Source organism: Lactivibrio alcoholicus, from assembly GCF_055390895.1.
The window spans coordinates 854,956-877,658 of record NZ_AP042471.1; the positions used below are offsets into that span (position 1 = coordinate 854,956).

The window sequence follows — 22,703 nt, forward strand, 5'->3', positions numbered from 1 at the left end:
CCTTTCGCCTGAATCCTTCAAACGACTCGCGCGATCAGTCGAGCTCGCCGACGCGTTCGACAACCGCCCTGACGACCTCGCCGCTTCTGACGAGACCGCAGACGGCGTCCATGAGCGGGGAGAGATACGTGTCCCGCTCGACGAACGGCGCAACGCCGCGGACGCAGTCGCGCGCGGCCGCCGTTCCGGGGGCCGGGGCGAGCGGCATGCTGAACTCGAGCGCCTGCGCCGCCGTGAGCAGTTCGACGCCGAGAACCTTCACGACGTTTTCGAGAATCGTCCGGGCCTTCCGCGCGGAGTAGGCCCCCATCGAGACGTGGTCCTCCTGATTGGCCGACGTCGGGATCGAATCGACCGACGATGGATGCGCAAGCACTTTGTTTTCGGACACGAGCGCCGCGGAGACGTATTGCGGAATCATGAAGCCGCTGTTGAGACCGCTCCCCGTCACGAGGAACGGCGGCAGCCCGGAGAGCGATTCGTCGACGAGACGGGCCTGCCGTCTCTCCGAGATGCTCGCGATCTCCGCCGCCGCGATGCCGAAGTAGTCCATCGCGAGCGCGAGCGGTTCGCCGTGGAAGTTCCCCTGGCTGATGACCGCCTGGTCTTCGGGGAAAATCAGCGGATTGTCGGTGACGGAATTGATCTCCGTCTCGAGAACGCCCGATACATGGTCTATCGCGTCCCGGCATGCGCCGTGGACCTGGGGGACGCAGCGGAGCGAATAGGCGTCCTGGACGCGCGTGCCCTTATGCTGTTCGAGGATTTCGCTCCCCGCGAGCAGCCGTCGCATATTCGACGCGACGCGCCCCTGCCCTCTGTGCGGCCGGAGCGCGTGGGGACGCGGATCGAATGCCGCCGTCACGCCGTGCATCGCCTCGAGCGACATCGCCGCCGCGATATCGGCGGTCCGGACAACGTTTCCGGCGTCGTACGCCGCGAGCACCCCCATGGCGGCCATCGCGGCAGTTCCGTTGTTGAGCGCAAGCCCTTCCTTGGCTTCAAGCTCCAGCGGCCTGAGGCCGCAGAAAGACAGCGCCTCCGACGTCGGCATCCGCTTCCCGTCGTAGACACACTCGCCCAGACCCAAAAGCGCGATGCCGAGATGCGAGAGCGGGCAGAGATCGCCGCTCGCCCCGACGGAGCCCTGGCTCGGGATCACGGGCAGGATGCCCGCATTGAGCATGTCGCACAGGAGTTCGACGGTCTGGACGCGGATCCCCGAATGCCCGCGCGCGAGCGTGTTGATCCGGAGCGCCATGATCGCCCGGACGACATCCTCGGGGAAGGGATCGCCGAGCCCGCACGCGTGGCTCCTGAGAAGGTTGGACTGCAATGTCCGGACATCGTTCTTGTCGATCGCGACGGACGCGAGGTCGCCGAACCCCGTCGTCACGCCGTAGATCACCCTGTCGACGGAGGTCCACTCCGCCACGAGCGCGGCCGAGGCTGCCATCTTCGACCGCGCCTCTTCCGAGAGAAACACCGTCGCCCCGTCCCGGGCGATCGCCGCCACATCCTGGATCGTCAGGGATATACCATCGAGCGCCACATTTCGTTTCGCCATTGCGTACGCGCACCTCCGAAAAGATTTCAGGTATCCGGACCGCGCTTTATTGTATGCCAAACACTTCTTTGTCGCAAGATTCAAAGGTGCTCAAACGAAAATACCCCCCGTTAACAGATCGATCTTCCCGTCGCGACCCGTTCTCCAAGCTTGAACACCTCGGCGACGACCGTTCCGCCCGCGTGGTAGGCGAGCGCGGCGGGAGTCTCCCCGTCGAGCAGCAGGAAATCCGCCTGCTTTCCGGCCCCGAGGCTTCCGACGCGGTCGGCGAGCCCAAGGGCGTATGCGGCGTTGAGCGTCGCCGCCGTGAGCGCCTCTTCGACGGTGAGACCCATCTGCATGACCGACAGCCCGAAGACGAACGGCATCGACTCGCAGTAGCACGATCCCGGATTGCAGTCCGTCGCGACGGCGACCGCGATCCCCCGCTCGATCATGTTGCGCGCGCGGGCGTAGGGCTTCCGGAGACTGTACGCCGTCGCGGGAAGGAGATTCGCGACGACCCCGGCCCGGGCCATCGCGTCGAGTCCAGCGTCCCCGGCCGCGAGAAGGTGCTCGGCCGATATGGCCCCGACCTCGGCGGCGAGCGCCGCGCCGCCCGTGTCGTGGACCTCGTCGGCGTGGACGCGCGGACGCAGTCCGGCCCGCTTGCCGGCCTCGAGGATCCGGCGGCTCTGGTCGACGGAGAAGACGCCCTCCTCGCAGAAGACGTCGCAGAACGTCGCGATCCCCTGGTCGGCGGCCACGGGGATCATCTCCCGGACCAGAAGATCGACGTAGGCGTCGGGAGAGCTTCGAAATTCGGCGGGAACCGCGTGCGCGCCCATGAACGTGACTGCTGCGTCGAGCGGCGTCTCGCGACGGACCCGGTCGATGACCGCGAGCATCCGGAGCTCCGTCGCCGTATCGAGCCCGTAGCCGCTCTTCATCTCCATCGTCGTCGTCCCGGAGGCGAGGGCGCGGAGCGCGTTCGACCTCGTGACGCGGTAGAGCTCCTCGTCAGTCGCGTTCCGTACCGCGTTGACGGACGAGAGGATGCCGCCGCCGCGCCTGAGGATCTCGAGATAGGGGACGCCGGAAAGCCGGAGCGAGAACTCTTCCTCCCGCGTCTTCGCGAAGCACGCGTGCGTGTGCGGGTCGACGAACCCCGGGATGCAGCAGCGCCCCCCGCCGTCGATCTCCGTATCGACGCGTCGCCCCTTCGCCATGGCAAGGACGCCGGCCTCCTTTCCGACGGCCTCGATACGACCGTCGGCGATCAGCATCGCGCCCGGCGCGTGGCGGACCACGTCCCCCTGAAGGGCGCCCGCCGAAGGTTTCCCATGATCGACGGGCGTCACGAGCGCGACATTCCGGAGCAGTCCGAGGGTCATTCGGACGCGCCCCCGCTCTCGAGAAGCCGGACTTCGAGCACCTGCCTCGGGTCGAAGTCCTTCACCTGGAGGTAGTAGGCCGCGCTCCTGAGAATCGCGTCGGCCGGAATCATGCCGTAGATCTCCGTGTCGAGCACGCGGACGCCGTAGCGTGCGGCCTCCATCCGGACGACCTCGAGGATCCGGTACAGGTCCGCCTTTTCGTAGTCGACGATGTTCATGCTGACCTGGACGATGCCACGCTCCGCGAGATCGACGCCCATCGCCTTGACGGCCGGGAAGCCGCCGCCCGACGCGCGGATGGTTTTCGCGATCGTGTCGGCCACGGCGACGTCGGACGTCCCGAGGTTGATGTTGAACGCGACGAGAAACCTCCTCGCCCCGATGACGGTCGCGCCCGCCGTCGGGTGGAGCTTCGGCTCGCCGACGTCGGGATGCCGTTCGGTGTTGGCGACTTCCATCTTCAGAACCTCGTACTGCCCCTTGCGGATGACTTCGAGGCGTTTGCGGTCCGGACGCGTCGCGGCGTCTTCGTAGAAGTACACGGGAATTCCCGTCTCGCGGTGGTAGCGGGTACCGAAGTCGCGCGCGAGACGGACGCACTCGTCCATCGCGATGTTGCGGATGGGCGTGAACGGAATGACGTCGACCGCGCCGATGCGCGGATGAGCTCCGGTGTGGGCGTTCATGTCGATGTGTTCCCTGGCCGACAACGCGGCCTCGATCAGTGCGTCGCAGATCGGTTCGGGTTCCCCCGCGAGACTCACGACGAGCCTGTTGTGATCCGCGTCGGCGCGGTAATCCAGCAGCGAGCATCCGTTCCGTCCGCGAAACGGCGCGACGATCGCCTCGATGACATCCTTTCTCCGTCCCTCACTGAAATTCGGCACGCATTCCACAAGTCGCATGGGCTCTATGCCCCTCCTTTTCGCTGGTGCGGTTTTACGTCACTATACCCGCTCGCGCGGGAAAACGGAAGATCCGGACGAACGCATACGAAAAAACGGGCCGCCGGTATCTCTCCGGAATGCCCGTCCGCGCCCGGTGCGGCCGACGTCAGAAATTTCCGGCGACTGTGAGGCGCCTGCGCGGCTTCGTGCAGCGATAGACGAACGCCGGAGGGATGTTCCTGAGGACGAAGGAGATCCGGACGTCCTCGAAGCGTGCCTCGAGTTCCCGCCGCATCTGCTGGGAGTACTGGAACGCGATGAACATCCCGGACGGAGCCAGGGCCGACCGGACAGCGTCGAGGATCCGCCGCCTGAGATCGGCCGGGAAGACCGCGAACGGGAGGCTCGACAGAATGTAGTCGAAACCACCGGCGCCGCGCGAACGCGCCACGTCGTCGAGAAGCGCCGCGTCCGGATAGTACTCGGGACCGGGATATTCGGCCTCGAGCTTCGAGCGCATGACGGGGTCGATTTCGAAGACGAACAGCCGGCAACCCGGTACGACTCTCCGGCAGATCCGGCGCGTGAAGACGCCCGTCCCCGCGCCGAGTTCCGCGATCGCGCGGGAGCCTTCCCAGTCCACCGGAGAAAGCATTGCGCGCGCAAGGAAGCGGGAACTCGGCGTGATGCTGCCGACCCGTCTCGGAGCACCGATAAACCGCTTGAGAAACAGGAGCTTTTCCGTGTATTCTTTCAACATCGAACACTATCCTCCGAATCAAAGGTGCGGATTCCTCCCGCGAAACCGGGCGGGACTTTGTGAATGCACCGGACATTAACAGCAGTGACAGATCGTTGTCAAGCGGACCTGGCGGAGAGATATTCGCATATCATATGAAAGGGATGACGACATGTCTCTGAGAGAAACGGCCGCCGTCGCGAAACGCGAGCTGACCGTCTGGCGCGATGTCCTCCGGGACGACCGGACGCCTCGTGCCGCGCGCTGGATTCTGGCCGGACTCTTCGCCTATCTCGCGAGCCCCGTCGATTTCATCCCGGACTTCATTCCCGGACTCGGCTTCCTCGACGACCTTCTGATTCTCGCCGGAGGGCTATGGCTCGTCCGGAGACTCGTTCCGCCGGGCGTCATCGCTGACGCCCGGGCGGCATATCCGAAAGCGCACGGAAAGGAGCTGCACGAATGATGAAAATACGTCGTCCCGATGAGGCGCGGAGGTTCGTGACAAGCGACGACTCGGAAGTCGTCGAGGTCTTCCATCCCGACCGGGAAAACCTGCCGGACGGGATGGCCTGCAGTATCGCCCACGCTCGCGTCGCCGCCGGGAGCGCGACGGCCCCTCATTCCCTCGCGACGTCGACGGAAGTGTACTGGATCCTGTCCGGACGCGGACAAATGCACATCGACGCCGAAACGTCCCCAGTCGAGCCCGGCGACGCGGTGCTCATCCCTCCGGGCTCGGTCCAGTGGATCGAGACCGCGGGGAGAGAAGACCTCGTCTTTCTCTGCGTCGTCACGCCTCCGTGGAAGGCAGGGGACGACCGCAGGAGAACCGCCGCGATCCCCTGACGCCTCCGCCGACGCATCGCACGGCCTGACATGCCGTACCTTCGAAGACTGTGATATCATGGTTTCGGAAGATCACGGCACTATTTCATATTGAATACAAAATTGAGGAGGACTCCCTGTGCGACGGATACTGCCTGCGATTCTCTCTCTGCTCTGCGCGATTCTCGCGGGAGGCGAGGTTCTGGCCGAAGTCATCTGCGACATGAGAACAAGCCTCTATTACAAACCCGATTGCGCGTTTCTCCCCCTTGCGGAATTCCAGGAAGTCCTGCCGGATGAGCAGACCGCATTCCGTCAGGGCTACCGGAAGAGCCCCCGGAGTTTCCTCGAAGATGAACATCGCATGGAGGTCCAGCTCTCCGCCTACTGGGATCAGTTCCTTCGGGACACCCTGACCCTGTACCCCCGGAACCATGCGCTTACGAAACGCGTTCACGCCGTCGCCGACCGCATCCTTCCGGTCGTGACCCGGAATTACGTCCCGCTCAAGGCGTACGTTACCGCGGGGAAAGGGATGCTTTCCTTCACAGTGCTCGGAGGAGGGCTCGTACTCACCGGCGATCTCGTCGAGGCGTGCGCGACCGACGACGAACTCGCGGCGCTCATTGCGCACGAACTCGCGCACTTCGACCGGGAGGATCTCCTCCGCGCGATCGGCGAGATCAAGGGGATGGATCTTTTCGTCGCCGTCGCGATGGATCACGCGTTCACGGCGCGGGAGCTGAAACACGTCCTCGAGGCGACGCTTTCGGTCGCCGCGAAAGGATACGACGCGGATACCGAGGCGCGGGCGGATGCGCTCGCCATGGTCTACATGAGCCAGGCCGGGTTTCCCCCCGAGGCGTATCTCTCCGCGATGGACCGGCTCGGACGCGCCGGAGCGCACCGCACCTTCCTGAGCCGCCACCAGAATATGACGGCGAAGGTCAACGCTCTCGCGAAACTGCTTCCCGATCTCCGCCACAAGGGAGAGATCCCGATGGGAAAGGTCACCCTCTCGCCGGAGTACACGCTCGATGCGGAATCGCTCAGGAGCCGGGCGCTGCAGGCGCTCGGAAGAAACGATGTCCGCCTGCGCGTCTTCGAGTGTCTCGGGGAGAAGCTTCCCTACCGGGGTCTGTACGTCCGGATCGAGGATCTCATGTCCGAATTCGGATCGGAGGATTCCCGGACGAAACTCGCGGAGGCGCTCCGAGGCGCGTATCTCCCGACGTACCCGCGGTTTTCCTACGTGACGATCGAACTGACCCGCTCCTGGAAGAAGGAGGGCTTCCACACGTCCTCCTTCGCTCTGGACTAGGGAGGGATGTCCGTGCGCCCGCATTTTTCTTTCGCGCCGGTGGTATTCGCGACCATCGTCTTTGCCGCTTTCGTCCCGGAAGCGTCGGGGGCCTCCCCGCTTCCGAAGACGGGACGCGTCGCGCTCGTCCTTCAGGCGGCGGATCCGGCGGACATGCCTGCCGCGTCGATCATCGAGACGGAGGACATGATCCGCAGGGGGTTGATCGCAGCGGGCTATACGGTCGTTGACGAGCGGAAGCTCGAACGCATCCGGAGGGACCGGGCGGCGTTGCTCGCGCTCGAGGGGAACGCGGAGGGCATCCTGAGGCTCGGCGCTCGATACGGCGTGAACACCTTCGTCAGGGGAAACGTCTCCGTTCACGCGTCCCGGAAGAACGACGCGAACCTCTACACCGCGACCGCAGTGATTTCGGTCAGGGCGGTCGCGAGCTCGGCGGCCTTCGTCTTTTCCGAGACGATCGAAGGCCGCGACATGGGCTACACGCCTCAGGACGCGCGGCACAGGGCGCTCGCGCAGGCGGCGAAAACCATGGAAGCCCGCCTCGCGGGAGAAGTCCGTCCCTCCCCGACGCCCTCATTCGAGCGGTCCAGGCTCCGGCTCGTCGTCCGCAATATCCCTTCCTTTCAACAGGCGAACGTGATTCTGGAAACGTGCAGGACCGCGCAGGGAACGATGAGCGCGGCGATGAAGGGGTACGGCGAGGGGGCCGTGACGATCGAGGTCGATTTCGTCGGCGACGCCGCCCGCCTCCGCCAGGCGCTTCTCGACAGGGGGCTTCCGCTGTCGTTCGCTCCCGTCTCCGGAACGACGCTGGAGGCCGTCCGCCAATGACGGCCGCATGGACGGCTCGGATGAAGTCATCCTTTCCGATCGTCTGCTTGTGGTGCGTTCTCCTCGTCGCGCTCCCCGCTCAGGCGGCGATGCGCATCGGCGTCATCGACTTCCGGGATGCGTCGGGAAGCGGACTCAACGCCGCCGCGCTGCGCGCGCTCACGGCGACGCTCGTCGAAGAACTGTACAAAACCCGGTGTTTCGAAATCGTCGAACGGGAGCGTATCGACGAGATCGCGCGACGGAAGAGCCTGATTCTCCAGGGATTCCTGCCACAGTCGCAGGCCGCGGACATCGGACAGGAACTCGAGGCCCGGGCGCTCGTCACCGGCGTCGTCACGGGATGGAGCGTCGTCCGGACCCCGGGAATGGGCAACGACAGGGCGGTCGGGCAAGTCGCGCTCGACGTCCGCGTCGCCGACGCGCAGACTGGGCGGGAGCTCTTCCGGGTCGCGGCCGGCGGGACGGCCGACACCCTTTCCGCGAACAATCTTTTCCGGAAGGCGACGCAACGCCAGGGCGAAAACGACCTCATTCTCGCGGCGGCGGCATTTCTGGCGGCCAGGGAAGCCGCGATCCGGATCGGAACGCATCCGACGCTCGTGAAACCCCTGAGCGTCCTCTCTTTTTCTCCTTCCGGCGACAGGGATTTCGTCGTCGTCGACGCCGGGAGCACCTCCGGAACCATCCGGCGCGGAGACAGACTCGTCGTCTGCAGGGAAGGCGAACCGATCCGAAACGACAAAAACGATATCATCGGAATCAGCACGCAACGCGTCGCCCTCCTCGAAGTCGTCGTCCTCCTGCCGAGATCGTCGAAGTGCGCCATTCTCGAGGGGCGGCGGGAGGATATACGCCCCGGAGACACCGTCATCTTCGCGACCGGAGAGTCGTCCGCCCCCGCCGGAAAGAGATGATTTCCCCCCGAACGTCGCCACGCGGAGAATGGTACAATATGGAATTATGGTTCCAGCGATTCTTCACATTCAGGCGTTTTCTGGGAGTGAGCGGCATGGGAGTGGAATGGGACGAAAGCCTCTCCGTCGGCATCGGGATCATCGACGATCAGCACCGGAAACTCATCGAACGCGTCAACGCGTTCGCCGATGCGACGGAGAGCATGGATTCGAGGGAGATCGAAAACACGATCAATTACCTGACCGGATACGTCATCCAGCACTTCGGGGCGGAGGAGCTCATCATGATCCGAAACCGGTACCCCCGTTTCAAGGAACATCGCGACGAGCATTCGTCGTTCGTGAAGCAGGTCTTCGATGTGTTTTCGCTCCTCGGGGAACGCCCGATGACGAAGGAAGAGGCCGTCGCGCTCAGAGACACGCTTGTCCGATGGGTGACGCATCACATCAGAGTGACGGACCACGGTATCAGCGAGACGACGAAAGGGGCACTCGCATGAGCGGCGGAATGCCCCCACTGGACTCCATGCACCTCGACGTTCTCCGCGAAATCGGGAACATCGGCGCGGGAAATGCGGCGAGCGCGCTTTCGGGTCTTCTCGCAACGAAAGTCGATATGAAAGTGACGCGCGTTCTGACGATGCCGTTCAACGAAATCGTCGATTTCGCGGGAGGCGCCGAAACGCCCGTCGCGACCGTCTACGCCCGCTTCGAGGGGAGCATCGCCGGCAACGTCCTCTTCGTGATCGGGATCGATCAGGCCATTGCCCTGATCCGCCACGTAACCGGAGCCGTCGAGAACGACGGACTTTCCGACATGGGTTTTTCCGTGCTCCAGGAGACTGGAAATATCGTCATCGGTTCGTGCCTGACCGCGATGTCCGACTTCCTCGGATTCGAACTGCTTCCGTCCGTCCCGACGCTTGCGGTGGACATGGCGGGGGCGATCCTGAGCTTCAGCCTCTCCGAGATCGGGCGGAGCGCCGACGAGGCGATCATGATCGACGCGGGGATCACCCCCGAGGGATCGAGCCTCTCCGGCGGTTCCGGACGGCTCTTCCTCCTCCCCGATCCCGAATCCTTCGGCCGGATGTTCGCGGCATTGGGAGTGCGGATCGATGGCTAACACACGGATCGGAATCGCGGAAGCCGCCGTCGTGAGGAACCCGGATTCCGTCACGACGCTCGGGCTGGGATCGTGCATCGGCGTCGCGATGTTCGACAGCTCGCTCAGGATCGGTGGGCTCGTCCACGTCATGCTGCCGGACTCGAAGCTCTCGAAGACGAAGGACTTCAACGCGGCGAAATTCGCCGACACCGGAGTGCCGCTGCTGTTCGACATGATGCTGAAGGCCGGTGCGGGCAAGAGCCGCATCGTGGCCAAGATCGCCGGCGGCGCCCAGATGTTCTCGATCGGGAGCAGCGGAGATTCGATCCTCCGCATCGGTCCCCAGAACGCAGAGGCGTGCAGGGCCGCGCTCAGGAAACTGGGGATCCCCCTCGTCGCCGAAGAGACCGGCGGCAACCACGGCCGGACCGTGGAACTGTTCACCGACTCGGGCGAATACGAGATCCGCGCGATCGGCAAGGAGAAGAAGCGGATCTAGCCGAGCCTGTCGACGACGACGCACCCGGCGCTCACGACGAACCGGACGTCGTTCGCCAGACACGCGTCCGACGGGTGTGTGTCGTAGTTCCCCCCGAAGACGGTAATGTCCGCGGTCATTCCGGCCGCGAGCGTTCCCTGTTCGCGCTCGGAACGGCCGGCCCATGCGCCGCCGGTCGTGTAGAGCGCGAGCGCTTCCCGGGAGGACAACCGTTCTTCCGGGTGCCAGCCGCCCCGCGGGACATCGTTCTCGTCCGTTCTCGTCATCGCGCACCGCATTCCGAGCAGCGGAGACACGGATTCGATGGGGCAGTCGGACCCTCCCGCGAGCCGTACGCCGCATGCCGCCATCCTCTTCCACGCATAGCTGTCCGCCGCCCGCGCCTCCCCGATCCGCGGAGTCACCATGGGCCAGTCGGACGCCACGAACCGCGGCTGGATGTCCGCAACGATCCCGAGCGCGGCCATCCGCTCCCACATCGCGCTCTTCATGATCTGGCAGTGGATGAGGCGATGACGCGGATCGGGGCGCGGGGTTCGGCGCATCGCGGCTTCGATGCAGTCGATCGCGACGCGGGCCGAGCGGTCGCCGATGACGTGGATCGCGACCTGACTCCCGGCGTCGTGCGCCCGCGCGACCATTTCGCGGAGTTCTTCCTCCGGGATGCTCAGGATGCCCCGTTCCCCCGGGGCGTCTTCGTACGGCGCCTCGAGCGCGGCGGTCCGGGCTCCGAGCGATCCGTCGAGAAGGATCTTCACCGGTCCCCGGCGGACGAGCGGTGATCTCCACTGGAGGGCGTCGGCCCCGCGGAGCATCTCTTCGACATCCTTCGCGCAGCGCGCGTGAAGTTTCACGCGGATCCGCAGCGGGAACTCGCCGGAAGAGGCGAGCGATTCGAGCGCCGAGACGGCGCGACGGAGCTGTTCCCCGCTTCCGACGTCGTCGGAGTGGACTTCCGTCAGTCCCGCCCGCGACGCTTCCCTCGCTCCCGCGAGAAACCGGCGCTTCAGGACGTCGTCGGACGGATCGGGCAGATGTCGCCACACCCACATCAGCCCCGATTCGACGACCATCCCGGACAGGCTTCCGTCGGAGCGGCGCCGGAAATTCGTCTCGCTTCCGGGGTCCAGCTCGTCGAGCGGCAGCGATTCGAGCCCCTTCGTATTCAGCACGGCGACGTGGGCGCAGAGGCGGACGAGAAGGAGCGGATATCCCGGGAAGGCGGCGTCGAGATCCTCCCTGTCCGGCAGGCGTCGATCCGCCATCCGGTTCTGGTCCCATCCGCGCCCGACGACCCAGGTTCCTTCCGGAACGCGCTTCGACGCGACGAAGTCCCTCAGGCGATCCGTCATCTCCCGGATCGAGCCGACGCCCCGGAGGTCGGCCTCCTCGAGCGCCGTCCCGAGGCACAGAAGATGCATGTGGCTGTCGGTAAGCCCCGGAACGACCGTGCACCCCGCGGCGTCGACGTACCGCGTAGCGGCATCCGCAAGCCCCCCGATGTCGGACGCTCGGCCCGCGGCGAGGATTTTCGTCCCCGCGATCGCGACGGCTTCGATTCCCTCGCCCGTCGGGAATGTTCCTCCTCTGATGATGCAGTCGGCTCGTTGCATGCGTTTCCCCTCCGTCTCTTCGTGGTTCGCGATGCCCGTGCCCGTTACCGGGACGTTGCCGCCTCCGCGAGGTGGAGAATCTTGTCCGTCGCCTTGAGTCCCGTCCCCGTGAGCACGGCGACGATACACTCGCCGCACCGGAGCGCACCCGTCCTGAGCAGCGCCGTTACGGCCGCGCCCGCGACGGCGCTCGTCGGTTCGACGTAGAATCCCGCCCGCGCGAGGCGGAAGCAATTGGACGCGACATCGTCCTCCGCGACCGTCAGAAACGCCCCGCCGCTCCGCCGGACCGCCGAAAGCACCTGCCGGCCGCGGACCGGAAGCGCGGAACTGATACCTTCGGCGATCGTTTCGCGCTTTTCGATCGCCGCGGGAGTCTCCGATCCCGTTTCGAACGCGCGGAACAAGGGCGCGCAGTTCGCGGCCTGGACCGCGTAGATTCTCGGGAGCTTCGCCGCGGCTCCCATGGCCAGAAGCTCCGAAAACGCGAGATCGCACCCGAGGACGAGGCTGCCCTGCCCCGCCGGAACGATGACGGCGTCCGGAGCGCGCCTTCCGAGCGCCTCCCAGAGTTCGTAGCCGAGCGTCTTCACGCCGTGGGCGAAGTACGGGCTCCAGTTGTGGCTGGCGTAGTACATATTCTCCGCCAGCGCGGTTTCTTCGGCGGCGCGGGTCGTCGCCTCGCGGCTGCCGGGAACGCGGACGAGTTCCGCCCCGTACGACGCTATCTGGACGCATTTCCCCGCCGACGTATAGTCCGGCACGAAGATCCGGCATCCGATTCCCGCCCTGGCGCTGTAGGCCGCCATCGCGGCCCCGGCGTTGCCCGACGAATCTTCGATGATCTCCCGGACTCCGAGTTCGCGGAGACGGTTCACGAGAACCGCCGCGCCTCGGTCCTTGTACGAGCCGGTCGGGCAGAGAAAGTCGAGTTTCCAGAGAATCTCCGCCCCGTCCCAGTCTACGGGAACGAGCGGCGTTCCTCCCTCCCCAAGCGTCACGGGCGTCTGCGTCCCGCACGGGAGCGCCTCGCGATACCGCCAGACCGACATCGCGCGCCCGGAAAGATCTCCTGGCGCCCCGCCCCTGTCGTTCACCCAATCGAGCGGCGCGCCGCAGGGGCATCGCCAGAGCAGCGAGGACTCCCTGCGGGTCTCGCCGCACACCGAACATCGAAGCATGTCCCCATCCCCCTCCCGAAACGTTCAGGTCTTCAGATCGTACCCGCTTGTACCCGCCGCCCGGCTCTGACGGACAGCGCCCGTCGGGACGATCCTCCTTCAGTCGAGCCTGATGAGTCTGATCGTCAGCCGGCGTTCGTCTTCGTCGAACCGGACGTCGGTCTCGTCGGTCATCGCGCCGACAAGGCCGAGCTGGAAGACCGCGTCGTCGCTTCCGAACAGATTCCAGTAATATTCGTCCGTCTCGACGCTTCGGGGACACGCGAGCCGGCGCGAGAGCTGCTCCGTCTCCGGATGCGTTCCGGGCGGGAAAACCGCCGCGACGGCGATCTCCCACGCCTTCGGCAGGCGCCGGAGAGCGGTGTCGACCTGAGTCGCCCCCGCCGAGAGGCACCACGCGACGAGTTCCCCCGACAGGCGCGAAAGGAGGAGGCTGTGATGTCTCACGCGTCTTTCCTCCCCGAGAACGCTTCGATCAGCGGCACGAGAAACGCCGCGACGAGCCCGCCGGCGAATCCGTTGTTGTAGAGATTGAACCCCGCATGCAGGATCCCGACGTGAAGAACGACCGACGAATGGAGATACCCCGCAGCCACTCCCGCGAGGGGACCGAAGCTTCCGGCCACCGGAGCGAGCGTCGTGCAGAAGAGCGCGGCGAGTTGCACGGGCGGATCCTGAAGGCTCCACGATTTCGTGAGCCCGCCGAGGACGACCCCGAAGAGGACCGGAAGCGTGTTGCGCGTCGTCTTGCCGAGCGCGCTGAAGCCGACGACCGTAAGCAGCCCTCCGATCGTCGGGCCGTTGAGATCGCCTCCTATCGCGACGAGATACGAAAGAAATACCAGGCCGTTGAGCCCCATGTTCATCAGCGTCGGGGCATAACCCGAAAGGTCAGGAAAATCCGTCAGCAGTCTCCCGGGGTATCCCCAGATCTCCCGGATCCCCCTGAACGATTTTCCGCCTGCCACGTACCCGGCGAGGAGGATTCCCGCGAAGAGCGCGCCAAGGAAAGCGAGGATCAGCGGATCGATGCCGCGGTGCCAGATCACCCGGCTCTGGGGAATGAACCCGAAGGACCGGTAGATCGAGATCGCAACCGTTCCGACGAGACCGGCCGTGAATCCGATATTGTACAGGTTGAATCCCTTGTGGAACGAGAGCATCGCCGTCGAGAGCGGCGGAAGCAGGAATCCCATCGCGACGCCGACGGCCCCTCCGGCGATGACCCGGCAGACGAGCGGCCCCTCGAGTCCGAACATGATCTGCGACACCATCGGGGAAAGAGCCGTTCCGAAAAGGGCCACGTAGAGGAAGCGGACGAAGGGCCGGCGCTGAACCTGAGCGTAGAGCCAGACTCCCGCGACGACGAACCAGACGTTGGCGATGTTCTTGCCGAAGAAGGAGAAGCCGGCGATCGTGAAGACGGCCGCGAGAGAGAGCCCCCGTATTTCGGTCCGGATCGTGCCGAGAAGCACCGTGAAGGCCAGCATCAGCAGCCCGCTGTTCACGAAGGCCGCGCCGGGTCCGCCGATCACGAAGTAGTCCGAGATGAGGTAGTCGGGCTCCCTGACTATGTTCCAGAGTCCGGAGACGATCCCGGAGGGGCGGTCGAGAAGCAGTCCGAAGCACAGAAACATGACGGACACGACCGTCAGAAAGATGATCCGGTTCCCAGTGTTCTCTTCCGCGAGACGTTTCATCACAACACCTTCCCTCCGGACGATGCGATGCAGCGATGCCCTGAGGGATAAAAGCATACGGCAGCGAGGCGAATCGGGCAATGGGAAACGACGGAATCCGCGAAAGCGCGATTTTTCCCCAAGACCCTTGAATCTACCGATAGGCCCCTCAGATATCCGAGTGGTATACTCACGTACGTTCCGGAAATCGACGACAGGAGCGTGAACACGGTGGCATACAGACTTTTGACCGTCCTTGGACGAATCCTGCTCCCCGCTTTTTTTCTGCTGTCGCTCACGACAGCGGCAGTGCATGCGACGAACGGACCGGTCTCAAAGGACGCGGGCTGCGAGACCGTCCGGTGCGTCGACGCGAAGACATTCAGCGACATGATAAGGAGCGGCGCCCCGAAGCCGATCGTCATCGACACCCGGAAGCCGAAGGAGTTCGAGGAGTCGCGCATCGCGGGCGCTGTCAACATCGATCTCCTCATGGGGCCCGACATGATCGGTGAGGCGCTCGCGGAATACGACCGCGAAGGCGTCTATCTCCTCTATTGCATCGACGGCGACCGCAGCGGCAAGTTCGGAAAGATCATGCTGGAACTCGGATTCCGGCATGTATATAACCTCGAAGGGGGGATTATCGAGTGGCAGGATCTCGAATATCCCGTGGAAAAGTGATCCGGACGGCGCTTCGCGCGCTCGTCCTCGCGATTCCCCTGGCCGGCGCGGCATTCCTTCCGGCGGAAGCGGCGCGGAAGCTCCCTGATTTCGATCCGATTCAGTCCGGGAGAGCGGATGTCCTCGCATTCAAGACGTACGGCAAAAATCTCCGGATCACTGCGTCGGCGGATATCGTCCGCGCGTCCCTGCGGGGATTTCCCGACGTGACGTTCAACGACCACGGGTACGCCGAACGCATCATGATCCGGACCCCTGTCAGGAGCGGCTCCGTCGCGGCCGACTTTTCGCTCGGATGCGGAGGGTGAGGCGGTTCGAAGGATTTCGCCTCCGTAAGTTTTACGGGGCTCGACGTCGATTTCGTCAAGGGCGACAAGGAACACGCCTCATATACGATACGCTGGGACTTTTCCGGAGCGGGGGAAAACGATCGGATCATCTCCGGGACGATGATCGCGAATAAGCATGGTCACGACGAAAAGTCGGAATTTCCGATCGACATCGTCCGGCTTGATCCCGGAGTCAGGTTGCTCTTCGCCGTCTACGACCCTGCGGGAGGTCTGCCCGCATCGAAAATTCTCGGTGAGACGCGCTCGACTTCGGCGCGGCTCACGCTCCCGATCTTCAATCCGGCCCCGCGGGAGCAAGACTTCATGATCGCGATCGCCAACGTCGGGACGGAAACCGTGCGTCTTCGCGGAGGATCCGACCAGATCCGTCCCCTCGCCGGGAATCCGGCGAGCCCGCAGCTTCTCGTGCAGGACGGAAACGTCATCGGGCCCGGCGCGATGGCGATCCTGAACCTGAAGAACCTTTCGGGACTCTGGGCCGGAGTGACCGTTCACTTCGACAGCGGGTCCGACGTGAAGATCACATGGGGAATTCCCGGGATGATTCTCTCCCCGATGCTTCTCGTAACGGTCTTTTCGCTCGCGATCTCCGGATGCGTCGTCTTCCTTCTCGGGCGCACCCTCCGGAAGAAGACCGCCTGACCTCTCTCCGGCGGAGGAAACGCGCGCAAAAAAAAGAAAAAAGGACGAGCCCCGACGGGCTCGTCCTTCGCGTCTTCCAGCCACCCTCGTATCACGATCTCGGCAGTACCGAAACGCAAAACGCTCCGAACGTTCCCGACGCACTCCCGTCTCCGGACGACCCGGCCGAGGATCCCGACGGCGCGTCCGGCTCGACATGGAGGGTCACGAACATCTCCCGGCCGAACTCCGTCCTGAGGTCATCCTCGATCCTGTCCGCTATCGAGTGCGCGTCGACGAGGGACAGATCGCGACGGACGACGACGTGGACATCGACCGCCATATTGGTGCCGATCTTCCGCGTCCGAAGTTTGTGGGAGCCGGAGACTTCCGCGCTCCGTTCGATGATCTCGCGGATCCGGCGTTCGCAGTCATGGTCGAGGGACGCCTCGAGAAGCTCGTCGAGGCTTTCCCTGATGATCGGAATCGCGACCTTCACGATGAAGACGCTGACGATGACCGCCGCCAGAGGATCGAGAATACGCCAGCGCTCCCCGAGAAGCATCGCTCCTCCGATGCCGACGCTCGTCCCGATCGACGAGAAGGCGTCCGAGCGGTGATCCCAGGCCTTCGCGACGATCGCCGAACTGTTCAGCGTCCGTCCGGCCCGCAACGTGTACCAGTACAGAGCTTCCTTCAGGACGACCGACAGGACCGCGGCGATAAAAGCAATCACCCCCGGACGGACGATCGGATGCCCGCGCAGGACATTCCAGATCGAACACGAGCCGCTCCAGAAGATCCCCGCGCCCGCCGCCAGAAGGAAAAATCCGCAAATGGCAGCCAGAAGGGTTTCGACCTTGCCGTGTCCGTAGTCGTGTCCGTGGTCCGCGGGCTTGCTCACGATCCGGAACCCGAGGATGACGACGATATCCGTAATCAGGTCCGAAAGGGAATGTGTCGCGTCCGCGATCATCGCGCCGCTGTGTCCCAGAAATCCGGCCGCATACTTGAATGCCGTCAGCGCCACATTCACCCCAAGGCCAACCCATGTCACGAACGAAGCCCGGGCCGCGCGGGCCTTCCCCCGAAGTTCACCGTCCATATTCTCCCCCTTTTCCCTGTCCGGACACCGCGTCCTCTTCCGGGGCCGCCATGCCGTTTTCGCAATTGTAGCATAGTTCACACCCTCCGTCCGTCGACCGCTCAGGCAGAGACCTTTCGATGAGCTGGTACTACAAGCTGGTCTTGTCACCTGGTACTCAAAAGTGAGATAATGGCCCGCGAGAGAAACCGGGAGGGATGGAGAGTATGGAGACGATACGCGTGAAGGGCATCGCTGTCGAGTTGCCCACCGCGAGGGTGGACAATTCGGAACTGGTCCGGCAGTTCGGAACGTGGACGGAGGAGAAAATCTACCAGAAGACGGGAATCAGGGAGCGTCGCGTCGCGACGACGGAACTCGTTTCGGATCTCGCGACCGGGGCGTGCGAGCGGCTCTTCGCGGACAATCCGGCGTTCAGCCGCGACGAGGTCGACATGCTGCTGCTGTGCACGGAGACGCCGGACTACTACATGCCCGCGACCGCGTGCGTCGTCCACCGGCGGCTCGGCCTCAGGAGCGACGCCGGGGCGCTCGATTTCAACCTCGGCTGTTCGGGGTTCATCTACGGGCTCGCGCTCGCGAAGTCGCTCGTCGCGTCGGGCGCGGCGCGCACGGTCCTCCTCGCGACGGGAGATACGCTCTCGAAGACCGTCCATCCGATGGACAAGAGCACGCGGACGATCTTCGGCGACGGCGTCGCAGCGACGCTCGTCGGCCGGGGGGATTCCGGCGGCGAGATCGGGGAGTTCGTCCTCGGGACGGACGGTTCGGGCGCGGAGAAGCTCATCGTCCCCGCGGGGGGGTTCGCGATGCCGCGTACGCCGGAGACGGCCGAGGAACGCACGAACATGTGGGGGAACACGCGGTCGCACGACAACCTGTACATGAACGGTCCCGAAGTCCTCGAATTCACCGTGCGGACCGTTCCGGGGTGCGTCGCCGCGACGCTCGGAAAGCACGGGATGACGATGGACGACGTCGACCTCTTCGTCTTCCACCAGGCGACCCGGCTGATTCTCGAACATCTCCGGAAGGAGATGCGGATTCCCGAGGACCGCTTCATGGTCCACATGGAAACCACGGGAAACACCGTGAGCGCCACGATCCCGATCGCGCTCGCAGAGGCGCTCCGCGTCGGGCGCGTCCGCTCCGGGATGCGCGTGATGCTTGTCGGGTTCGGTGTCGGGTTCTCCTGGGGGGCGACGGTCCTCAGGTGGAACTAGCGTCGAGCCGGGAGAGAACGGACGCGGCGGAGAATGACGGCATTCCGTCCGCATAGAGAATGTCCGCCATTTCAAACCTCGGATCGAGCGGCGCGTCGGGCGCCGTGGGAATCGCGACGCATCGCATTCCGGCGCGGAGGGCCGCCTCGACGCCGATCGCCGAGTCCTCGAATACGACGCATCTGTCGGCCTCCGTTCCCATCCGCCGGGCTGCCTCGGTGAAAACGGCGGGGTCGGGTTTCGGCCTGCCCGCTTCATCGGCCGAGACCACGACCCCGAAATACTCCGCGAGCCCCGTGTTTCCGAGAATCGTCGCGACGACGTCCGCCGGGGACCCCGAGGCGACGGCGAGCGGCAGCCCGCGTCCGGCGAGCGCGCGCACAAGCGCGGATATCTCCGGGAAGACGGGCGTGTCCGCGCGCGCAAGTTCGCGGTAGATCGCCATCTTTCGTTCGACGAGCGTCGCGGCGTTTTCCGCTATTCCGAATCTCTCGCGGACATCCTCGGCCATCGCGAGATTGCTGACGCCCACGTACCGCCGCTTCATCGCGGGCGTCAGCGTCACCCCGTACGCGGCCAACAACCTGCGGTCCGCCTCGTAGTAGTTCGGCTCGCTGTCGACGAGCGTGCCGTCGAGATCGAAGATCGCGGCCGCGATGGCCGGAGGCGTAAACGGCCGCACGCGCGCGAAGAGTTCGATCCTGTTGCCCTCCGGATCGCAGAACGAACATTCGCGGAACCCGTCTCCCGTGTCCCTCGGGCGGACAAGTCCCGCGAGCCCGAGTCCGCGAAGGCGTTCGTACTCGGCGTCGACGTCGCGGACGCCGAGCGCCGCGTGCCCCCAAGCGCCCGCGTTCCCGCCCAGGCGTTCCTTCCCGCGATGGAGCAGTTCGAGATCGACGTTTCCGCGTCTGAGCATAACCGTCCTGAGCCCCGGCGTATTCCGGCTCGCGTAGCGGTAGAGCGTCGAGAAGCCGAGAATCGTGCGATAGAAGAGTTCCTGCGCGAAGAGATCCGACACTTCGAGGCCGATGTGCGCCCCTTCTCCGCGCGCCGCACAGCCCTTCGTCACGGATTCTTCCCCGCCGCGTCCAGCCGGTCGCGCGCCATCCCGGCCGCGTCCGTCCCCGGAGCCTCCGCGCAGATCCTTTCGTACAGCTTCCTCGCCTCGTCCTTCCGTCCCGCCCCCTCGAGCGCGCGGGCGTACCGGAATCTGACCGCCGGAACGTCGTCGGCCGGAATGTCCTCCGGCGTCCGGAGCAGCCGTTCGTAGAGCGGGACGGCGTCGGCATACCTGCGCGACTCCTCGTACACGAACAGAAGCCGCTCGACGACGGAGGTCGCGTCCGGCGCCGCCGGATAGCGCTTCAGGAAGGTTTCGAGCGCTTCCGCCGCCGCCTTCCAGTCCGGAGGCGTCCGCTCGATCGCGAGCGACGACAGGTTCCAGAGCGCCTCGCGCGCCCGCTCCGTGTCGGGGCATTCGTCGGCGGCGCGACGGTAGAGAGCCGCGATCTCCCCGATCCGCTCCGAATCGAGCGCCGCAACCCGGCTGAAGATGCCTTCGGCCAGAATCTCCTGCTCCGATACCGCCGGAGCGGCGCCCGCGGCGCCGCAGAGCGAGAAAAGCACCAGAAACGGCGCGACGAGACGAATCATGACGGCGATCCTCCCTTCAATTTCACGAAAAAACACGCGACCACGCTGGGCTTCATTCGTACCGGAGCGCCTCGATCGGCGAGGCGCACGACGCCTTCCAGGCCGGGTAGAAACCGAAAAAAACGCCGATTGTCGCCGAAAAGCCGAACGAAAGCGCGATCGACACGGGCGTGATCTCGGTCGTCCAGTCGAACGCAGATGTCAGGACGTTCGAGGTCGCGACGCCGAGACCGATTCCGATAACGCCGCCGAGGAGCGAAAGCATCATCGCCTCTGCCAGGAACTGGAAGCGGATGTCCCTGCGTCTCGCGCCGACGGCCATCCGGATGCCGATTTCGCGCGTCCGCTCCGTGACCGATACGAGCATGATGTTCATGATGCCGATCCCTCCGACGAGCAGCGAGACGGACGCCACGGCTCCGAGGAGCAGCGACATGACGCGCGTTGACTCTGCCGCCGTCTCGAGGATCTGCGTGAGGTTGCGGATCGTGAAGTCGTCTTCGCGGCCGTCGGAAATCCGGTGCCGCTGCCGGAGCAACGCGCGGATCTCTCGTTCCGCAGCCTCGAGATCTTCGGGGACCTCCGTGCGGACCGTGATGCGTCGCACGAAACCCGGGATCACCGAGCGGAAGAGACGTCGCTGCGCCGTCGTAACCGGAACGAACGCAAGGTCGTCCTGGTCGCCTCCCCATGGAGTCTCGCCCTTCGGTTCGAGGACGCCGGCGACGAGGAACGGGACCCTCCTGATCCGGACCTGGCGGCCGACAGGATCCTCCGCGCCGAAGAGATTCATCGCGACCGTCGCGCCGAGAACGCAGACCTTCGCACTCGTGCGGACGTCTTCGTCCGTAAGCGAACGTCCCGAAGCGACCGTCCAGTTCCGGACGCGAAGCATCGCGTCCGTCGTTCCGAGGACGAACGTATTCCAGTTCGCGTTCCCGGCGACTAGTTGCGCGCTTCCGCTCCTGTCGGGCGCGACGTCCGTCACGGAGGGGCACTCGAGCCGGATCGCGTCCGCGTCGTCGAGCGTGAGGCTCGCGCCCGATCCCGCCGCAAGGCGGACGCCGCTCGACGACGCCGTCCCAGGCATTACGATGAGCAGATTGCTGCCCACCCCCGCGATGAACCCCTCGATGCTCCGCCGCGCGCCCGTCCCGACCGCCATCATCGTGATCACGGCCGCGACGCCGATAATAACGCCGAGCATCGTGAGCGCGCTCCTGACCCGGTTGGCGCGGAGCGCCCGCAGGGACGTCCTCGCGAGCTGCGCGGCCCCGATCCCGTGCGTCCGCATCGTCAGAACGGGCTCCTCGTCACGTTCTTCCGCGGCTTCGTCGCGGATACGACGACCGGTTGCCCCCGCGTCACGTCGCCAGAGACGATCTCGACGAAGAGACCGTCCGAAATTCCGGCGACGACCGGGATTCGTTCGGGCTTCCCGTCCTTCAGGATCCAGAGCGCGGCGCCCTTCCGCGCCCCCTCCCTCGCGGACGTTCCCGGCGCTCCCGGAGGAACGAACCGGAGTGCCGCTCCGGGCGCCTTGAGGACGTCATGACGCCTGTCCGTGATGATCGAGACGTTCGCCGTCATCCCGGGCTTGAGCCGGAAGTCAGGATTGTCCACGTGGATCACGACCGTGTAGGTCACGACGTTCTCGGCCGTCGTCGGAGCGAGGCGCACCTGGACCACCCTGCCCACAAAGAGCGCGTCCGGATACGCGTCGACGGAGAACTCGACGTCCTGTCTCTCGCGCACGCGTCCGATGTCCGCCTCGTCGACGCTCGCGTCGATCTGCATCTTCGTGAGATCCCGCGCGATCGTGAAGAGCGTCGGGGTCTGGAAGCTCGCGGCCACCGTCTGGCCGACGTCCACCTTTCGCGAGATCACGACCCCGTCGACGGGCGACAGGATCCGCGTATATTTCAAATTCGTCTCCGCCTGGCGCAGCGCGGCCGCGGCCTGCGCGACCTTCGCGTCGGCCTCCGCGAGTCCGGCGTCGGCGGAGCGGAACTGCATCTCCGACGTATCCATGTCGCTCTCGGAGATGAGCTTCTTTGCCGCGAGGACGCGGTTCCGGTCCCTGGTTCGCCGCGCCTCGTCGAGAACGGCCCGCGCCTTGAGAACCCCAGCCCGGGCGAGCTGCAGGTTCGCCCCGGCCTGTTCGGTCTGGGCCTGGAGAAGAGACGGGTCGATCCGGGCGATGAGCTGTCCGGCTCTCACGGGATCGTTGAAATCGGCGAGAATCTCGCTGATCGTCCCTGAGACCTGCGTTCCGACCTCCACCAGACTCACGGCATTCACCTTCCCCGTCGCGCGGACCGTCATGACGACACGTCCCCGTTCCACGGGCTCCGTCCGGTATTCCAGGACGACCGGGGGCTTCCGGTACCAGAACCACCACCCCGTGCAGACCGCACCGGCGAGGATGCAGACAAAAAGAAATCTCTTCACGTACGCACTCTCCAGCTCCGCAATATCGTCGCGTCCGGCGACGCTTCCTATGGTACCCCACAGC

At 65.1% G+C, this 22,703-nt stretch carries 25 protein-coding genes; 12 read left to right on the forward strand and 13 right to left on the reverse strand.

What is annotated here, in order from left to right:
* Nucleotides 1-34 precede the first annotated feature (34 nt).
* From hutH to ACZ5IU_RS04240, 4 genes are all read right to left on the reverse strand, one after another.
* Nucleotides 35-1,567, reverse strand: a complete 1,533-nt coding sequence (gene hutH, locus ACZ5IU_RS04225; RefSeq protein WP_464420837.1) for a histidine ammonia-lyase — start codon at nucleotides 1,565-1,567, stop codon at nucleotides 35-37.
* Between the two features lie 110 nt (nucleotides 1,568-1,677).
* Nucleotides 1,678-2,940, reverse strand: coding sequence for an imidazolonepropionase (gene hutI, locus ACZ5IU_RS04230; protein WP_464420839.1), 1,263 nt, complete (start codon nucleotides 2,938-2,940; stop codon nucleotides 1,678-1,680).
* Nucleotides 2,937-3,848, reverse strand: coding sequence for a glutamate formimidoyltransferase (ftcD, locus tag ACZ5IU_RS04235; RefSeq protein ID WP_464420841.1), 912 nt, complete (start codon nucleotides 3,846-3,848; stop codon nucleotides 2,937-2,939). The genes hutI and ftcD overlap by 4 nt, the downstream gene beginning before the upstream one ends.
* A gap of 148 nt (nucleotides 3,849-3,996) precedes the next feature.
* On the reverse strand, nucleotides 3,997-4,590 hold the full coding sequence (locus ACZ5IU_RS04240) for a class I SAM-dependent methyltransferase (RefSeq protein WP_464420843.1): 594 nt from the start codon (nucleotides 4,588-4,590) through the stop codon (nucleotides 3,997-3,999).
* A gap of 151 nt (nucleotides 4,591-4,741) precedes the next feature.
* On the opposite strand from ACZ5IU_RS04240, the gene ACZ5IU_RS04245 reads away from it, so the two are divergent.
* From ACZ5IU_RS04245 to ACZ5IU_RS04280, 8 genes are all read left to right on the forward strand, one after another.
* Nucleotides 4,742-5,035, forward strand: coding sequence for a YkvA family protein (locus ACZ5IU_RS04245; protein ID WP_464420845.1), 294 nt, complete (start codon nucleotides 4,742-4,744; stop codon nucleotides 5,033-5,035).
* Entirely contained in the window at nucleotides 5,032-5,418 is a 387-nt protein-coding gene (locus tag ACZ5IU_RS04250) for a cupin domain-containing protein (RefSeq protein WP_464420847.1), read from the forward strand. Before ACZ5IU_RS04245 ends, ACZ5IU_RS04250 begins: the two co-directional genes overlap by 4 nt.
* Nucleotides 5,419-5,536: 118 nt before the next feature.
* Entirely contained in the window at nucleotides 5,537-6,718 is a 1,182-nt protein-coding gene (locus ACZ5IU_RS04255; RefSeq protein WP_464420849.1) for a M48 family metalloprotease, read from the forward strand.
* Between the two features lie 12 nt (nucleotides 6,719-6,730).
* The gene (locus ACZ5IU_RS04260; protein WP_464420851.1) at nucleotides 6,731-7,552 is read left to right on the forward strand and encodes a hypothetical protein; all 822 of its coding nucleotides are present in this window, start codon (nucleotides 6,731-6,733) and stop codon (nucleotides 7,550-7,552) included.
* Entirely contained in the window at nucleotides 7,549-8,469 is a 921-nt protein-coding gene (locus ACZ5IU_RS04265; protein ID WP_464420853.1) for a CsgG/HfaB family protein, read from the forward strand. The genes ACZ5IU_RS04260 and ACZ5IU_RS04265 overlap by 4 nt, the downstream gene beginning before the upstream one ends.
* A 38-nt stretch (nucleotides 8,470-8,507) precedes the next feature.
* On the forward strand, nucleotides 8,508-8,969 hold the full coding sequence (locus tag ACZ5IU_RS04270) for a bacteriohemerythrin (protein WP_464420855.1): 462 nt from the start codon (nucleotides 8,508-8,510) through the stop codon (nucleotides 8,967-8,969).
* A complete protein-coding gene (locus ACZ5IU_RS04275; RefSeq protein WP_464420857.1) occupies nucleotides 8,966-9,595 on the forward strand; it encodes a chemotaxis protein CheC in 630 nt (209 codons plus the stop codon). Before ACZ5IU_RS04270 ends, ACZ5IU_RS04275 begins: the two co-directional genes overlap by 4 nt.
* The gene (locus ACZ5IU_RS04280) at nucleotides 9,588-10,076 is read left to right on the forward strand and encodes a chemotaxis protein CheD (RefSeq protein ID WP_464420859.1); all 489 of its coding nucleotides are present in this window, start codon (nucleotides 9,588-9,590) and stop codon (nucleotides 10,074-10,076) included. The genes ACZ5IU_RS04275 and ACZ5IU_RS04280 overlap by 8 nt, the downstream gene beginning before the upstream one ends.
* Here ACZ5IU_RS04280 and ACZ5IU_RS04285 read toward each other — a convergent pair.
* The 4 genes from ACZ5IU_RS04285 to ACZ5IU_RS04300 form a co-directional block, all read right to left on the reverse strand.
* Nucleotides 10,073-11,689 carry an amidohydrolase gene (locus tag ACZ5IU_RS04285; protein WP_464420861.1) on the reverse strand — a complete coding sequence of 539 codons (1,617 nt, stop codon included), beginning with the start codon at nucleotides 11,687-11,689 and terminating at the stop codon, nucleotides 10,073-10,075. The two genes, ACZ5IU_RS04280 and ACZ5IU_RS04285, sit on opposite strands and share 4 nt — an antisense overlap.
* 44 nt (nucleotides 11,690-11,733) lie before the next feature.
* Nucleotides 11,734-12,870 carry a threonine synthase gene (locus ACZ5IU_RS04290; protein WP_464420863.1) on the reverse strand — a complete coding sequence of 379 codons (1,137 nt, stop codon included), beginning with the start codon at nucleotides 12,868-12,870 and terminating at the stop codon, nucleotides 11,734-11,736.
* Nucleotides 12,871-12,969: 99 nt separating this feature from the next.
* Complete coding sequence (locus ACZ5IU_RS04295; RefSeq protein WP_464420865.1) at nucleotides 12,970-13,317, reverse strand: hypothetical protein; 348 nt, start codon at nucleotides 13,315-13,317, stop codon at nucleotides 12,970-12,972.
* Complete coding sequence (locus tag ACZ5IU_RS04300; RefSeq protein ID WP_464420867.1) at nucleotides 13,314-14,570, reverse strand: DUF1576 domain-containing protein; 1,257 nt, start codon at nucleotides 14,568-14,570, stop codon at nucleotides 13,314-13,316. The genes ACZ5IU_RS04295 and ACZ5IU_RS04300 overlap by 4 nt, the downstream gene beginning before the upstream one ends.
* A 210-nt stretch (nucleotides 14,571-14,780) precedes the next feature.
* On the opposite strand from ACZ5IU_RS04300, the gene ACZ5IU_RS04305 reads away from it, so the two are divergent.
* From ACZ5IU_RS04305 to ACZ5IU_RS04315, 3 genes are all read left to right on the forward strand, one after another.
* Nucleotides 14,781-15,233: a rhodanese-like domain-containing protein gene (locus ACZ5IU_RS04305; protein ID WP_464420869.1), complete on the forward strand. Its 453-nt coding sequence runs from the start codon at nucleotides 14,781-14,783 to the stop codon at nucleotides 15,231-15,233.
* The gene (locus ACZ5IU_RS04310; RefSeq protein ID WP_464420871.1) at nucleotides 15,200-15,541 is read left to right on the forward strand and encodes a hypothetical protein; all 342 of its coding nucleotides are present in this window, start codon (nucleotides 15,200-15,202) and stop codon (nucleotides 15,539-15,541) included. The genes ACZ5IU_RS04305 and ACZ5IU_RS04310 overlap by 34 nt, the downstream gene beginning before the upstream one ends.
* A 141-nt stretch (nucleotides 15,542-15,682) precedes the next feature.
* Entirely contained in the window at nucleotides 15,683-16,225 is a 543-nt protein-coding gene (locus ACZ5IU_RS04315; protein WP_464420873.1) for a hypothetical protein, read from the forward strand.
* A 91-nt stretch (nucleotides 16,226-16,316) separates the two neighbouring features.
* Here the strand turns inward: ACZ5IU_RS04315 and ACZ5IU_RS04320 are convergent, their stop codons facing one another.
* On the reverse strand, nucleotides 16,317-17,309 hold the full coding sequence (locus ACZ5IU_RS04320; RefSeq protein ID WP_464420875.1) for a cation diffusion facilitator family transporter: 993 nt from the start codon (nucleotides 17,307-17,309) through the stop codon (nucleotides 16,317-16,319).
* Between the two features lie 206 nt (nucleotides 17,310-17,515).
* On the opposite strand from ACZ5IU_RS04320, the gene ACZ5IU_RS04325 reads away from it, so the two are divergent.
* Nucleotides 17,516-18,532, forward strand: coding sequence for a 3-oxoacyl-ACP synthase III family protein (locus tag ACZ5IU_RS04325; protein ID WP_464420877.1), 1,017 nt, complete (start codon nucleotides 17,516-17,518; stop codon nucleotides 18,530-18,532).
* Here the strand turns inward: ACZ5IU_RS04325 and ACZ5IU_RS04330 are convergent.
* The 4 genes from ACZ5IU_RS04330 to ACZ5IU_RS04345 are packed head-to-tail and all read right to left on the reverse strand — an operon-like array spanning nucleotide 18,519 to nucleotide 22,639.
* On the reverse strand, nucleotides 18,519-19,604 hold the full coding sequence (locus ACZ5IU_RS04330; RefSeq protein ID WP_464420879.1) for an HAD-IA family hydrolase: 1,086 nt from the start codon (nucleotides 19,602-19,604) through the stop codon (nucleotides 18,519-18,521). The two genes, ACZ5IU_RS04325 and ACZ5IU_RS04330, sit on opposite strands and share 14 nt — an antisense overlap.
* Entirely contained in the window at nucleotides 19,601-20,188 is a 588-nt protein-coding gene (locus tag ACZ5IU_RS04335) for a tetratricopeptide repeat protein (protein WP_464420881.1), read from the reverse strand. The genes ACZ5IU_RS04330 and ACZ5IU_RS04335 overlap by 4 nt, the downstream gene beginning before the upstream one ends.
* A gap of 52 nt (nucleotides 20,189-20,240) precedes the next feature.
* Nucleotides 20,241-21,482: an ABC transporter permease gene (locus tag ACZ5IU_RS04340; RefSeq protein WP_464420883.1), complete on the reverse strand. Its 1,242-nt coding sequence runs from the start codon at nucleotides 21,480-21,482 to the stop codon at nucleotides 20,241-20,243.
* Between the two features lie 2 nt (nucleotides 21,483-21,484).
* Nucleotides 21,485-22,639, reverse strand: a complete 1,155-nt coding sequence (locus ACZ5IU_RS04345) for an efflux RND transporter periplasmic adaptor subunit (RefSeq protein ID WP_464420885.1) — start codon at nucleotides 22,637-22,639, stop codon at nucleotides 21,485-21,487.
* Between the last annotated feature and the right edge of the window lie 64 nt (nucleotides 22,640-22,703).

Bases quoted from the DNA above. Each gene is read 5' to 3' on its own strand.
- ACZ5IU_RS04245 (WP_464420845.1), top strand. From the start codon at position 4,742: ATGTCTCTGAGAGAAACGGCCGCCGTCGCGAAACGCGAGCTGACCGTC.
- ftcD (WP_464420841.1), bottom strand. From the start codon at position 3,848: ATGCGACTTGTGGAATGCGTGCCGAATTTCAGTGAGGGACGGAGAAAG.
- ACZ5IU_RS04340 (WP_464420883.1), bottom strand. From the start codon at position 21,482: ATGCGGACGCACGGGATCGGGGCCGCGCAGCTCGCGAGGACGTCCCTG.
- ACZ5IU_RS04325 (WP_464420877.1), top strand. From the start codon at position 17,516: ATGGAGACGATACGCGTGAAGGGCATCGCTGTCGAGTTGCCCACCGCG.
- ACZ5IU_RS04335 (WP_464420881.1), bottom strand. From the start codon at position 20,188: ATGATTCGTCTCGTCGCGCCGTTTCTGGTGCTTTTCTCGCTCTGCGGC.
- ACZ5IU_RS04290 (WP_464420863.1), bottom strand. From the start codon at position 12,870: ATGCTTCGATGTTCGGTGTGCGGCGAGACCCGCAGGGAGTCCTCGCTG.
- ACZ5IU_RS04280 (WP_464420859.1), top strand. From the start codon at position 9,588: ATGGCTAACACACGGATCGGAATCGCGGAAGCCGCCGTCGTGAGGAAC.
- ACZ5IU_RS04320 (WP_464420875.1), bottom strand. From the start codon at position 17,309: ATGGACGGTGAACTTCGGGGGAAGGCCCGCGCGGCCCGGGCTTCGTTC.
- hutH (WP_464420837.1), bottom strand. From the start codon at position 1,567: ATGGCGAAACGAAATGTGGCGCTCGATGGTATATCCCTGACGATCCAG.
- ACZ5IU_RS04285 (WP_464420861.1), bottom strand. From the start codon at position 11,689: ATGCAACGAGCCGACTGCATCATCAGAGGAGGAACATTCCCGACGGGC.
- ACZ5IU_RS04270 (WP_464420855.1), top strand. From the start codon at position 8,508: ATGGAATTATGGTTCCAGCGATTCTTCACATTCAGGCGTTTTCTGGGA.
- ACZ5IU_RS04250 (WP_464420847.1), top strand. From the start codon at position 5,032: ATGATGAAAATACGTCGTCCCGATGAGGCGCGGAGGTTCGTGACAAGC.
- ACZ5IU_RS04275 (WP_464420857.1), top strand. From the start codon at position 8,966: ATGAGCGGCGGAATGCCCCCACTGGACTCCATGCACCTCGACGTTCTC.
- ACZ5IU_RS04240 (WP_464420843.1), bottom strand. From the start codon at position 4,590: ATGTTGAAAGAATACACGGAAAAGCTCCTGTTTCTCAAGCGGTTTATC.
- ACZ5IU_RS04300 (WP_464420867.1), bottom strand. From the start codon at position 14,570: ATGAAACGTCTCGCGGAAGAGAACACTGGGAACCGGATCATCTTTCTG.
- ACZ5IU_RS04265 (WP_464420853.1), top strand. From the start codon at position 7,549: ATGACGGCCGCATGGACGGCTCGGATGAAGTCATCCTTTCCGATCGTC.
- hutI (WP_464420839.1), bottom strand. From the start codon at position 2,940: ATGACCCTCGGACTGCTCCGGAATGTCGCGCTCGTGACGCCCGTCGAT.
- ACZ5IU_RS04315 (WP_464420873.1), top strand. From the start codon at position 15,683: ATGATCGCGAATAAGCATGGTCACGACGAAAAGTCGGAATTTCCGATC.